This is a genomic window from Spirosoma daeguense, assembly GCF_054776875.1.
On record NZ_BAAHBF010000004.1, the window covers coordinates 816,960 to 830,016 of the forward strand.

Sequence of the window (13,057 nt, forward strand, 5' to 3'; positions counted from 1 at the left end):
GATTAGTCCCAGAAAGCAGGTTTTGTTAACACTCCTCCTCGTAAACGGCAGTCGACACAATACTCCGACGTAGTTAGATACTCTGGCGAGCCTTCAATACGGTCGATAATGGCTGGTTTGTCTCTCAATATATCCGCCCGCGACGTAGTGTCGATTCGGCAATCTTCAAGGCCCGTAATGGTATACCAACCCGGCAACTGTGACTTATTAATAAAAATGCGCTTTGTCTGAATATTTCCCACCCGGAAAAAACCCATCACTAAATCTGATGCTCCCGCCGATGAATGCACATTACCCACAATCTGCGAGGGTTGGGGATCGAAAATGGAGCCGATGTTCTGCGTTATTTTCGCCAATTGATCATAATAGTCGAAACCCGTCTGTGTGAGTGATGTTTGTTTGACCAGAATACTGTATCGAACCCCTAGTTTAATAGAACTTTGAGGAATAAATGTAAGCGGATATTTACGAACAATATCCTGCGACAGTCGTACCGTTGAGGTAGTAATGATGTTGGTCGATGATTCGCTGTTCCAGCACCGGTTTATCGGAATCGCGCGTTCAACAATCTGATTATTCCGTAGTTCATAGCCCGAATTAAAGATGTTGTAATACTCCCAAGTCGCTTCGTATTCCCAGCGATAATAGCGCGTACTATTTTTCGGGTCATGGGTGTTCACACTGATTTGCAGCCCATCCGTCAGAGCATCCCAACTCACGCTATCGATAGGGGGCGTAGTGACCACCGGCACATAGTCCGAATAATAATCCACCCCTTTCGTTTTGACATGCAACCGATACGTCTCCCCCGAAACGGGCGTCACGCCCGCCAGCGTGTAACTACCCGGTGTGCCTTCCCGAAGTGTGTAAATGGCATTACTTTTCGATTCAATTGTCACCGTCGCCTTGCTTTCGAGCGTAGGCGCTTTGGTGTCGGTCAGATTCTGCGTGCGCGACAACTGGATTGTGGACGTAGTACCGGGCGCACTGTTAAAGAACCCATTGACAACCAGATAACTGCCGGGTGAGGTGATTTCAGGCGGCCGATACGGGTCGATGCAACCCCCAACTAGTGCAATCAATAACCAAGCTATTCCTCTTAATTTACTCATTAGAACCTGAAATTATATAATATGGATAGTATACCAAGCGGCTTAACTGTCCAGATTTCTCTAACGAAATGATACGTATCAACTGTTTGTTCAACAACCATTGACTAATCCCAGAAAGCAGGTTTTGTTAGCACTCCTCCCCGTAATCGGCAATCGACACAGTATTCGGCAGTCGTCAGGTATTGAAGAAAGTATTGCTCAATGATAGCCGGTCTGTCTCTTAATATATCACCGATCGATAGCGTATCCATCTCACAATCTTCCTGCCCAGTAATAGTATACCAGCCCGGCAACTGCGATCTGTTAATGAAAATCCGTTTTGTTTCTACGTTGCCCACCCGGAAAAAGCCCATCACCAGATCCGAAGCCCCGGCCGATGAATGCACATTACCCACAATCTGCGAGGGCTGTGGGTCGAAAATGGAGCCGATGTTCTGCGTTATTTTCGCCAGTTGGTCATAATAATCGAATCCCGTTTGTGTCAATGACACCTGCCTCACCAGAATACTATACCGGGAACCCAGTTTAATCGAACTTCCGGGAATGAACGTGAGCGGATATTTACGAACGATATCCTGCGACAGCCGGACGGTTGAGGTCGTAATAATGTTGGTCGATAATTCACTGTTCCAGCATCGATTTATTGGAATTGCCCGACCAACGATCTGGTTATTTTTCAACTCCAGTCCCGAATAGTAACGGGAATAATATTCCCAGGTTGCTTCATAATCCCATTTGTAATACCGGGCGTTATTTTTCGGATCATGCGTATTCGCACTAATCTGTACGCCATTATCAACAACGCCCCAACTCACACTATCGATGGGGGGTGTGGTCACCACCGGTACGTAGTCCGAATAGTAATCCACCCCTTTCGTTTTGATATGCAACCGATACGTCTCCCCCGAAACGGGCGTCACGCCCGCCAGCGTGTAACTACCCGGTGTGCCTTCCCGAAGTGTGTAAATGGCATTACTTTTCGATTCAATTGTCACCGTCGCCTTGCTTTCGAGCGTAGGCGCTTTGGTGTCGGTCAGATTCTGCGTGCGCGACAACTGGATTGTGGACGTAGTACCGGGCGCACTGTTAAAGAACCCATTGACAACCAGATAACTGCCGGGTGAGGTGATTTCAGGCGGCCGATACGGGTCGACACAGCCGCCCACCAGCATAACCAATAACCAGCCTATTGCTTTTAACTTGCTCATTAGAACCTGAAATTGTACGTTATGGATGGAATCGGGTTCCCAAAAATAGATAGCTGATACCCGTTGATCCGACCTTGTTCCGCTTTAAAATAGACAGAGTACGCGTTACGTCGGCCGAGCAGGTTATAGACCGAAATCGTCCATGAACTGTGAGCCAGTTTCTTCACTTTGTGATTGCCTTCGATGTTCATCGCAAAATCAGCGCGGTAATAATCCGGAATACGGTACTGATTCCGTTCGGAATACAGCACTCGAGCCGAATTGTCGAGAATGTATTTGCTGACGGGCAACGTAATGGGTCGTCCGGTGCTGTACGTAAAATTGAGCGACAAACTGAACCGACGATTGATTTTGTAATTACCAATCATCGTTACGTCGTGCGGTTTATCGTAGCTGCTTGGGTAGTATTTACCAGCATTTATCAACTCCGTGTTGTTCAGATTCGTTGACTTCAATAGCGTTCGGGCGTAGGTGTAACTCAGCCAGCCGTTTAGCTTACCGGTCGTTTTCTTCACCAGAAACTCAATTCCATACGCCATTCCTTCGGCATTTACTACGTCGGTTTCAATATGATGATTCAAAATCAGCGAGGCTCCACTACGGTAGTCGAGCATGTTTCGCATGGTTTTGTAATACGCTTCTACCGACATTTCGATGGTGTTGTTTCGGTTGTTTTTGTAGAAACCCAGCGCATACTGATCGCCAATTTGTGGTTTAATGGACTGATCACTAAGTTTCCAGATATCGGTTGGCGAAATCACCGTTGTATTCGACAGCATCTGAATGTATTGACGAGTTCGGTTAAAACTGGCCTTCACCGAAGAAGTAGCGGACAGTGCGTACCGTAGTGCTATGCGATATTCAGGTCCGTGATACGTAGCGATATTGCTGTTGTTGCCATACGCCACCGTATCAATAATCGAGTTGACCGATTTAGGAACACCGTCGGCATATTTATAGACTGAATTCGGCCCCAGAAACGTGTAGAACGAATACCGCAATCCAGCACTGATGGTAAACTTTTGCGATACGTCGAAACGGTCGCCGATATAAACCGCGCTTTCTACCCCTTTTTCATTTGGTACTACGTCGGGAATAATGAGCGACTCTGCTCCTTTCGGCTGAAAATTTCCGGGCGAAAGTTTGTAATAGATACTACTAACCCCAAAATCGAGCGCGTGCTGGTTGGTTGGGTAATAGTTGAAATCGGCCTTAAACTGCGTCTGGTTGATCGAAAAATCGAGTTGATAGGCGTTGAGTGGCTGCTTTTCGCTCGCAACACCATAGGCATACCCGCTGTAACTCCCGGTAAAAACACTATATAACTTATTGGTGATAATGTGCTTCCATTTCAACGTAGCGGTCTGATTTTGGTAATGATACGACGTATCGCTATTGAGCCGGAAACTGTCCTTACTCAGATACCCTGTAAGGTAGAACGTATTTTTCTCGTTAGCGTCGTGCGTGATGTGCAGGTTCAGGTCGTAGAACGAAGCGCGGCTATTCTGAAACGATTTCGACTGTAATTGACGTAACAGCCAGTCGGAATAGGTTGTGCGAATACCCGCAATGAACGACGTTTTATCTTTCAGAATTGGTCCCTCAAGTGTCAGCCGCCCGGTTAGCAGACCAATACCGCCCGAACCCACGAATTTCTTTTTGTTCCCATCGCGCGTCTGCACATCGAGTACCGACGACAACCGACCACCGAACCGCGACGGAATGGCACTTTTATACAATTCGGCACTCTTGATCATGTCGGGGTTGAAGGCCGAGAAAAAGCCGAACAGGTGCGATGAGTTATAAATTGGCGCGTCGTTATACAGAATCAGGTTCTGGTCGGTGGCACCTCCGCGCACGTTAAGCCCGGTCGAACTTTCGCCTACGGTTTTAACGCCGGGCAGCGTCTGAATCACACGTAGTAAATCGGCTTCACCCAGAGCGGTTGGCACCTGTTTGATACTCTTGATATCAACCCGCTCCTGCCCCATCTGAACCCCGGAAATATTGGCGTCTTTCTCGGCTTCAATCACCACTTCTTTCAAGGCAATCACGTCGTCTTCCATCTCCACATCAAACTTCCCATCTGAATACAGAATAATCCGACGGCGGGTATCTTTCATGCCGATGCTACGTAGTTTGAGGTCGTGACGTCCGCGTGGTAACGTGAAGGAATAATGCCCGAACTGGTCGGTTACGGTGCCGATACGTGGGTTATCGATATAGACAGCCGCCCCTACCACTGGTTCACCCGACGCTACGTTACGTACCAGCCCGGTCAACGTAGCACGGCCCGGCCGAATGGGATTAGTACGTTTGCCAATTTCGTAGGTTTTAGTTTCAGGCTCTACCCGCTTTTTCTGCGTTTCGGTCAGGTAAGCCGAAGCCGTTGAGTCAGGACCAGAATCGGCAGCTCCCCGACGGAAAAAACCAATCGGCAGTTCAGTTCGAATAAGCCGGTTGACGGTAATGTAAACACGCTGTTGATTGTCGATGGAAAAGCCAAATTTCGAGTTCGATAAAAGCTGCCGAAGCACCGTCTGAAGTGGCTGTTTATCGACCTTCATATCGACAACCAGACTATCGACATCTCTGGGATTATAAAAAAACCGGTATAGTGTCTGAGCTTCTACCCGTTGTACAAACGCTTCGAAACGCAGGTTTGTAAAATCGCCACTGATGGGCTTGTCGGGGTTTGTCTGCGCGCGTAGTTCGCCTAACCAGCCAGCAAAGAATAAAAGTAAAAAAGAGATTCGGTAGAGTTGGGTCATGGTTAGCGGGCTAGTTCGTCATAACGTTGCGTTACTTTGGTAATCGCTTCTTCGCGCAGTTCGTTTTTGAATTTAAGCTTGTTGGTGCGAATAAACTTTCGGAGTTCTTTCGACTGATCGGGAAACAGACGTAGCAGCGACGATTTGGTTTTCACTTCGTGATACGTATTGTCTTTGAAAACATAGAATCGGTCTTTCGGCAGATACTCGCCTTTATACACACCTGTCGAAATATCCTCCAGCACCTCTTTCTGTCGTTTGGCCAGTGCTTTTACTTTTCCATCGTGCAGCAATTCATAAAAACCAGTACGGATACCCGTTGCACTATCGGCCACGATGCGGGTAAAGGTGTGCTTATCAAACGAAAAGCGAGCAATTTTTTCGTTTCTCAGCCGTAACCGATACGCGCCATCAGGCGGTTGAACGGCCAGTTCATCCCGAACGATGTCGTACAGCATCAATACATTTTCGTAGTTGATTCCGTTATACAGAACGGTTCCCGTTTGCAGATTTTCGGCAACGTAGTATGGATGAACCTTAATTCGGTGGTCATGAATAATGTACTCGTCTCCTTCATATATGTGCGACTGCCGATACATAGCCTGATTGTATGACCGAACAACCGCATTACGGGCAATTTTTATCGAAGAACTATCGGCGGTGAGAGTTTGCCCCGCAGCTTCTGTGACGAGAAGCACAACGAGGCATAACGAAAATACTACGTGCATAGACTGAAAATCTCGGATAGAATGTACACTACGTTTTGCATTCAGGAACGAAACTAGAGAGTCTACTAGCGGCCAATTCGTTCGAATGGTTTTCAATAAATTATCTATCACCTTTTTACGTCTGAAAATATATTGATGTAAAAGAATCCACCTGCTACGTTATACTGACAGTTTAGTTAGGATTACAGTAAAACTGTTTATAATATCGTGCATCCAGATAGACTAGATACTACTACGTAAGTACCATATCAATTGTGGCAAAACGCAACGTTTCCGAGCGAATTTACCATTCAAAGCTTATCTATACCAAATAAAATAAGGATGAACGGTTTTAAAGAAAATCAGTTCATAATGTTCTCAACCGATTATCGTGTGGCAACATAATCGGGCTTACTCGTCGATACACTCTTGGGATTTATAGTTCTGATATAGCTGAGCTGGCAATAACGGCCAGATATAACCAATCTGACGTAGTGGTGTCGGGTTCGAAAACCCGACACCACCGTTATTCTGATTTCAACATCGTATAATTTTTCTACATTCGCCCCTGATAAGTAAAGCCTGTCTCGCCCGCTACTTTATCAGTGAATAAACTTTTCATTCGTCAAAAAACACCAATTCCAATGCGTCTACACGCTGCGTTACGTTCGTCTGGCCTTCTTCTGCTTTCACTTGCATTCGGCCACACTTACGCGCAAACACTACGTCCACCTGCGTATCCACTCATTACCCACGACCCGTATTTCAGCCTCTGGAGCAATACCGATAAATTGACCGATTCGCCCACGCGCCACTGGACCGGTAAGGCGCAGTCTTTGGAAGGAATTATCCGAGTCGATGGGAAATCATATCAGTTTCTGGGAGCGGTACCCACTACCTATGAACCGATTCTGCCATCGGGCGAAGTAAAACCGTTCACAGCCCGATATACGATGGACAAGCCCGAAAAAGGCTGGGAAAAATCGGATTTCGACGATAACAAGTGGACTTCGGGGCAAGGTCCGTTCGGCGATACACCCGACGCCAAAACCAAATGGGTCAACAGCGAAACGATGAAAGAGGGCATCTACTTCCGTCGGGAATTTACGTATGATGGAAAAGCAAATCCTGCTAATTTATTGCTCGCCCTCAACCACGACGATGACGTAGTGGTTTACCTGAACGGCACCGAAATTCTGGACAAAAAAGGCTACATCCACGAGCATATTTATTTGCCACTTTCGGCGGCTGGTCAGAAAGCGTTACAAACAGGCAAGAACGTACTGGCCGTACATTGCATCAGTCCTCGGGGCGGTTCATTTATCGACGTTGGTATCGTCAATCCGGTTACGTTGTCATCGATTACGCCAGCCGCCCAAACCGACGTAACGGTATCGGCCACACAAACAAAATATACGTTTACGGCTGGCCCGGTTAATTTGTCGGTTAATTTTCTGTCGCCCCTGTTGCTTGACGAATTGAACGTAGTGGCTCGACCCATCAGCTACGTTACGTTCGATGTTCGGTCGACGGATGGTAAGCCCCACGCGGTTCAGGTGTTTTTCAGCGAATCGGGTACGGTGGCGACCAACACCATCGGGCAGGAAGTGATTACAAAAGTGGCGCAAACGGGCGGACTGACGTATCAGGTTGTTGGTACCGAAGCACAGCCTGTTCTGGGTCGCAAGGGTGATAACGTACGTATCGACTGGGGCTATGCGTATCTGGCGGCTCCGCAACAAACTGGCAATCAGACAACTTCAGGATTAGCCAGTGCGCTCAAACAAGCATTCGTCAGCAAAGGTCAGCTACCGGCTCCGGGCGCAAAATTACCCGCTCGTGCGGCAGTCGACGTAGCGATGGCTGCTGTACTGAACTTCAACAACGTAACAAGCCCAGCAACCCGACACGTACTACTTGGCTACGATGATCTGTATTCGGTTCAATATTTCAAGCAGAATCTGCGGCCCTGGTGGAACAAAACGGGCAAAGTCAGCATGGGCGAACTATTGCAAACTGCCGAAACCGACTACAACCGACTGCGCCAGAAATCTACTACGTTCGACGCCAAGCTTCGGGCCGATGCGCAGAAAGCGGGCGGTAAAGAATATGCCGATTTGTGCGTGCTGGCTTATCGACAAGCGATTGCTGCCCACAAAATTGTGGCTGGACCCAAAGGTGAAGTGCTCTTTTTATCGAAAGAAAATTTCTCGAACGGTTCTATCGGCACTGTCGATATAACGTATCCATCGGCTCCGCTTTTCCTACTCTATAATACCACGTTGCTGAAAGGTATGATGGAACCCATTTTCCACTATTCGGAGAGTGGTCGGTGGACCAAGCCTTTTGCGGCTCACGACGTAGGTACGTATCCATTGGCAAACGGACAAACTTATGGCGAGGATATGCCGGTTGAAGAATCAGGGAACATGCTCATTCTGACGGGTGCTATTGCCAAAGCCGAAGGTAACGCGAACTATGCCAAACAACACTGGAAAACGCTCACTACGTGGGTCGAATATCTGAAAAAAGATGGTTTTGATCCAGCGAATCAACTCTGCACCGATGATTTTGCGGGACATATTGCCCGTAACGCTAATCTGTCGGTAAAAGCTATTCTGGGCATTGCCGCTTATGGTCAGTTGGCAGGTATGCTTGGCGACAAAGCCACCGCCGACAGTTATCAGAAAACGGCAAAAGAAATGGCACTTAAATGGCAGCAACTAGCCCTCGATAAAACATCATCGGCTAAAAAACACTACGATTTAACGTTTGAGAATTCGGCGGACACGTGGAGTCAGAAATACAATCTGGTGTGGGATAAGCTGCTGAACATGGGAATATTCCCGAAAGAAATTACGCAGACAGAAATTGCGTATTACCTGACCAAACAGGAACCATACGGTCTGCCCCTCGACAGCCGGAAAACCTACACCAAATCAGACTGGATTATGTGGACCGCTACGTTGGCGCAGTCGCCAAAAGATTTTCAGGCGCTGGTAAAACCTGTCTGGCGGTACGCAAACGAAACGACCTCGCGCGTTCCACTTTCCGATTGGCACGAAACAACTGATGCCAAGCAGGTTGGTTTTCAGGCCCGGTCGGTAGTGGGCGGTTATTACATCAAAATGCTTGAAGGAAAGCTAGCGAAGTAAAAGTCACTGATTTATTCTCAAAAGCCCGTTTCTGAGTCAGGAAGCGGGCTTTTTATTTTTCACAAAAAATATAACTAACATATTAGTTGTAAAACTAAACCATTAGTCATAACTTTCGTTTACTATTTAATTCTGAACCGAAACAACCAATCATGGCGATACGCGAACTAACCAAAGCAGAAGAAGAAATCATGCGGGTGCTCTGGCAACTAAAAAAAGGCTTCGTAAAAGACGTACTGGCCGAACTCCCCGAATCTGGGGACCCTCCGGCCAAGCCCGCGTACAACACCGTTTCGACTATTATTCGCATCCTGGAGAAGAAAGAGCTGGTGGGGTATACGGCCTATGGAAAAACGCATGAATACTACCCGCTCATTACCGAAGAAGAATACCGACGTTTCCAGACCGAGCAATTGATGGCCAACTATTTCGACAATTCGCTTAAGAAGCTGGTGTCATTTTTCGTAAAGGATAAAAACATCAGCCTCAACGAAGCCGATGAAATTATTAAACTCCTAAATCAACAGAAAGACCAATGAATACGCTCGATTATTTCCTCAAAGCCAACCTCTACGGTCTGCTGTTTGTAGGCTGCTACTGGCTATTTCTACGTCGACATACGTTTTTCGGCCTTAATCGGGCGTATCTGCTGCTGTCGGCTGTGCTCTCGCTTCTGCTTCCACTGGTAAGCTTACCTACGCAAACCGTCGACGCCTTGCCGGTTCCGGTTGGCGTTATTACGTTGCCCGTTTCGGCAATTGCTACGTCGGCTGCCGAGGCAGATATCAATTGGGAAAACATGGCAATGGGCGCTTATGCCCTCATTGCTGTAGGATTTCTGCTACATCTTTTGTTACGTACCGGTCAACTGCTACGTTTCATTCGACAGTCGCCACAGCAACCTAACGAAGACTATGTACTGGTGAAGCCACAGAATAAACAAGTGCCTACTTTTTCGTTTTTCCGCTACCTCATACTTAATCCGGCAGATTCGAGTATTACCCCAATTATCGACCATGAGCTAGTTCATATCCGGCAGCACCACAGTGTCGACGTATTAAGTCTGTCGCTGCTACGTTCCATTTTCTGGGCCTGTCCGACCTTGTGGCTCATCGACAAAATGCTACGTCAGGTGCATGAGTTTCTGGCAGATAAAGCCGTTTCGGAGCCTACCAATTACGCTCGTTTTCTGGTCGGTTACGCTTTTGGTACACAGCCCGATACGTTGGTCAATGGGTTCTTCAATCCGTCGTTACTCAAGCAACGCGTGCTGATGCTACACCAGAAAGCCACTACTCGTTGGGCATTAGGTAAATACGTTTTAGTTATACCAATGGCATTGGGGCTGCTTTCGATGACAACGGCCCGCGAGGAAATCACGGCCATGATTAGCCAGGCGACCGATGAACGTATCACCGTATCGGGTGTGGTAACCAGCGCAACCGATGGAAAAGGCTTACCCGGTGTATCGATTGTTGTTAAAGGAGGGAATCTCGGCACATCGACAGATGCCAATGGAAAATATACTCTCTCAAAGGTGGGTAAAAATGAATCACTGGTTTTCAGCTTTGTTGGCCATAAAACGCAGATTGTGCCTGTCAATGGTCGTTCATCTATCACGGTTAGCCTGATGGTGGGAGCCACGGAGTTAAATACAGTGCACGTAATGGGCTTTGAACCTGCTTCCGAAGAAACCTCTCAGGCAAAAACAGTAGCACAGCCGAGTACCGGAGCCGTCTTCACGGTTGTCGAACAACAGCCCGAATATCCGGGTGGTATGCGGGCGCTGGGTCAATATCTTGCCAAAAACTTACGCTATCCGGCAGAAGCCCGGCAGAAACGAGTGCAGGGACGTGTATTCTTGCAATTTGTAGTATCGACAACAGGCAGCGTTCGCGATTTGCGCGTCTTGAAAGGAATCGGTAGTGGTTGCGATGAAGAAGCCATACGGGTAGTAAGCCAGATGCCCAACTGGACTCCTGGTAAGCAGCAGGGAAGACCGGTAAACGTACAGTATAATCTGCCGATTCAGTTTTCGCTGGAGAAAGCGGATAAACGTACCGGGCAGGTTTCACCAAACTCAGAATCTACTCAAACCGAATCCGTTGCGGCAACAGATAGTCAGAACGAGCCAGTCAATCCAGCATCTGCGACTCAACCCGGCATAAAACCCAATGTAACCATTAGCGGACCTCCACAAAATCCGTTTGGTGGCGAACCACTTTTTATTGTCGACGGCGTTGAGATGCCGAAAGGCACTGCGTTACCCAGAGAAGGTGTATCTGAAAAAAATAAGCTGGATATCAATCCTAACGACATTGAGAGCATCAATGTCCTGAAAGGCGAGTCGGCGGCTGTTTACGGCGAGAAAGGGAAATACGGCGTCATTCAGATAACAACCAAATCCAAAAAGAAATGAACGCGCTTACGTATTTCCTGATCGCCAGTCTGTATTTACTGCTTTTCTACGGTTGCTACGTTCTGCTCCTACGTCGGAATACATTTTTCGGACTGAATCGAGCGTATCTGCTCGGTTCGGTCATGGCATCGCTGGTTTTACCGTTTGTTCAACTACCCAATAGTCTGATGGGCGCATTGCCAACAGGTGTAATGACCCTACCTACGTTCGTAGTACGGACCGATAGTCAACCCGCCGATTGGTATGCGCTGACAACGGCACAGTGGCTCTGGATTCTATACGGTGCTGGCGTAGTTTTTATGGTTTCCCGTCTAATTATCAACATGCGTTTGGTTATGCGTTTAATCAGACAGGGAGCAGCAGAACAAAAACAAGCCTACACACTCGTTCGCCTTGTTGATAACGTAACGCCGTCGTTCTCATTCGGTACATATCTGGTTCTTAACCAAGCTGATGCACGTAACGAACCCGACGCACTGCTACGTCATGAAGAAGCACATATTCGCCAGCGCCATACTGTTGATGTAGTATTGCTGGAAGTTGTGCAGGCTCTATTCTGGTTCAATCCGGTCTTGATTTTCTACAAACGTGCCTTGCAGGAAGTGCATGAGTTTCTGGCCGACCGTGCCGTTTTGCAAACTCCACAGCCCGATTATCCGCGTCAACTTGTAGCCTACGCGCTCAACGTAGCACCGAGCACGCTAGTTACGTCTTTTGCCTCTAAATCAACCCTTAAACAACGTATCGTTATGTTACAAAAACCTACATCGCACCGCCGGGCGTTATTTGGCTACGTACTGGCATTACCATTGGCAGCGAGTCTGCTCATGTGTACACAATCAGAGCAAGATCGACCATTGGCTTCAACAGAAGGCGTAAGCCGTAAAAGTCCGGTGATTAATGGCGACGTGTTAACCATTGTGGAAGAGCAACCCGAATTTCCCGGAGGTATGAAAAAACTGGGCGAGTTTCTGGGGCAGAATCTGAAATATCCTGAAGCAGCACAGAAAGCGCATGTCGAAGGTAAAGTATTTGTCTCCTTCGTTGTCACAAAGACGGGAGAAATTACCAACGTGCAGATTGAAAAGGGTATTGGTTTTGGGGCTGATGCCGAAGCGGTACGTGTTGTGAAAGCAATGCCTCGCTGGAGCCCCGCCCGACACAATGGCGAAATCGTGAACGTCAAGTATAACTTACCCATTCGCTTCGTAATGGAAGATGAAACCGAAAGCCAGACTCCCCCTCCGCCACCACCGGTTGAGGCTGCTAAAAAAACCGCCTTCTTTTCGATCCCTACCGACATAGACGTTATTCAGAAATCATTTAACCACTTTATCGTCGATGGTGAAGAAGTTGCGTTCAATGAATTCAAGAGTCGATTTACGGGTACTAATATCGTAGAAGCCAGCTCAAGCGAACAAGCGATTAAACTCGCCACGAATTAGACACTCATTATCAATCATTCAATAAGAATCATGCAGAAATTTTGTCATTCCGACGGTAGGAGGAATCTCAAGCTTACATTACGGGAAATTTGAGATTCCTCTTACTGTCGGAATGACAAAATCTACCCATTTCGCAGCTGACACATAACGAGTTACCTTAATTTACGCTGATTACCTAACAAAAACGAGGCCCCAAAAGTAGTAAGCTTTCGGGACCTCGTTTTTGTTACTTGTTATTCC

8 protein-coding genes are annotated in these 13,057 nt (G+C 47.5%); 4 read left to right on the forward strand and 4 right to left on the reverse strand.

Annotated elements, in window-relative coordinates; all coding sequences use genetic code 11:
• Positions 1 to 2: 2 nt before the first annotated feature.
• The 4 genes from ACYVD4_RS16095 to ACYVD4_RS16110 all read right to left on the reverse strand — a co-directional run bounded on the left by ACYVD4_RS16095 (position 3) and on the right by ACYVD4_RS16110 (position 5,819).
• The gene (locus ACYVD4_RS16095) at positions 3 to 1,112 is read right to left on the reverse strand and encodes a DUF4249 domain-containing protein (RefSeq protein ID WP_460947418.1); all 1,110 of its coding nucleotides are present in this window, start codon (positions 1,110 to 1,112) and stop codon (positions 3 to 5) included.
• A 104-nt stretch (positions 1,113 to 1,216) separates the two neighbouring features.
• Positions 1,217 to 2,320, reverse strand: coding sequence for a DUF4249 domain-containing protein (locus ACYVD4_RS16100; protein ID WP_460947420.1), 1,104 nt, complete (start codon positions 2,318 to 2,320; stop codon positions 1,217 to 1,219).
• The gene (locus ACYVD4_RS16105; RefSeq protein WP_460947422.1) at positions 2,320 to 5,091 is read right to left on the reverse strand and encodes a TonB-dependent receptor; all 2,772 of its coding nucleotides are present in this window, start codon (positions 5,089 to 5,091) and stop codon (positions 2,320 to 2,322) included. The genes ACYVD4_RS16100 and ACYVD4_RS16105 overlap by 1 nt, the downstream gene beginning before the upstream one ends.
• A gap of 2 nt (positions 5,092 to 5,093) precedes the next feature.
• Positions 5,094 to 5,819 carry a hypothetical protein gene (locus tag ACYVD4_RS16110; protein ID WP_460947424.1) on the reverse strand — a complete coding sequence of 242 codons (726 nt, stop codon included), beginning with the start codon at positions 5,817 to 5,819 and terminating at the stop codon, positions 5,094 to 5,096.
• A 623-nt stretch (positions 5,820 to 6,442) separates the two neighbouring features.
• Here ACYVD4_RS16110 and ACYVD4_RS16115 point away from each other — a divergent pair.
• From ACYVD4_RS16115 to ACYVD4_RS16130, 4 genes are all read left to right on the forward strand, one after another.
• Positions 6,443 to 8,953 (forward strand): glutaminase family protein, encoded by a 2,511-nt coding sequence (locus tag ACYVD4_RS16115; RefSeq protein ID WP_460947426.1) that lies wholly within the window; start codon positions 6,443 to 6,445, stop codon positions 8,951 to 8,953.
• 152 nt (positions 8,954 to 9,105) lie between these two features.
• Positions 9,106 to 9,492 (forward strand): BlaI/MecI/CopY family transcriptional regulator, encoded by a 387-nt coding sequence (locus tag ACYVD4_RS16120; RefSeq protein WP_460947428.1) that lies wholly within the window; start codon positions 9,106 to 9,108, stop codon positions 9,490 to 9,492.
• Entirely contained in the window at positions 9,489 to 11,372 is a 1,884-nt protein-coding gene (locus tag ACYVD4_RS16125; protein ID WP_460947431.1) for a TonB family protein, read from the forward strand. The genes ACYVD4_RS16120 and ACYVD4_RS16125 overlap by 4 nt, the downstream gene beginning before the upstream one ends.
• On the forward strand, positions 11,369 to 12,817 hold the full coding sequence (locus tag ACYVD4_RS16130; RefSeq protein WP_460947433.1) for a M56 family metallopeptidase: 1,449 nt from the start codon (positions 11,369 to 11,371) through the stop codon (positions 12,815 to 12,817). The genes ACYVD4_RS16125 and ACYVD4_RS16130 overlap by 4 nt, the downstream gene beginning before the upstream one ends.
• Positions 12,818 to 13,057 lie beyond the last annotated feature (240 nt).

What these genes read in the sequence shown, in the direction of transcription:
- ACYVD4_RS16095 (WP_460947418.1), bottom strand. Translation starts at nt 1,112, where the DNA reads ATGAGTAAATTAAGAGGAATAGCTTGGTTATTGATTGCACTAGTTGGG.
- ACYVD4_RS16100 (WP_460947420.1), bottom strand. Translation starts at nt 2,320, where the DNA reads ATGAGCAAGTTAAAAGCAATAGGCTGGTTATTGGTTATGCTGGTGGGC.
- ACYVD4_RS16105 (WP_460947422.1), bottom strand. Translation starts at nt 5,091, where the DNA reads ATGACCCAACTCTACCGAATCTCTTTTTTACTTTTATTCTTTGCTGGC.
- ACYVD4_RS16110 (WP_460947424.1), bottom strand. Translation starts at nt 5,819, where the DNA reads ATGCACGTAGTATTTTCGTTATGCCTCGTTGTGCTTCTCGTCACAGAA.
- ACYVD4_RS16115 (WP_460947426.1), top strand. Translation starts at nt 6,443, where the DNA reads ATGCGTCTACACGCTGCGTTACGTTCGTCTGGCCTTCTTCTGCTTTCA.
- ACYVD4_RS16120 (WP_460947428.1), top strand. Translation starts at nt 9,106, where the DNA reads ATGGCGATACGCGAACTAACCAAAGCAGAAGAAGAAATCATGCGGGTG.
- ACYVD4_RS16125 (WP_460947431.1), top strand. Translation starts at nt 9,489, where the DNA reads ATGAATACGCTCGATTATTTCCTCAAAGCCAACCTCTACGGTCTGCTG.
- ACYVD4_RS16130 (WP_460947433.1), top strand. Translation starts at nt 11,369, where the DNA reads ATGAACGCGCTTACGTATTTCCTGATCGCCAGTCTGTATTTACTGCTT.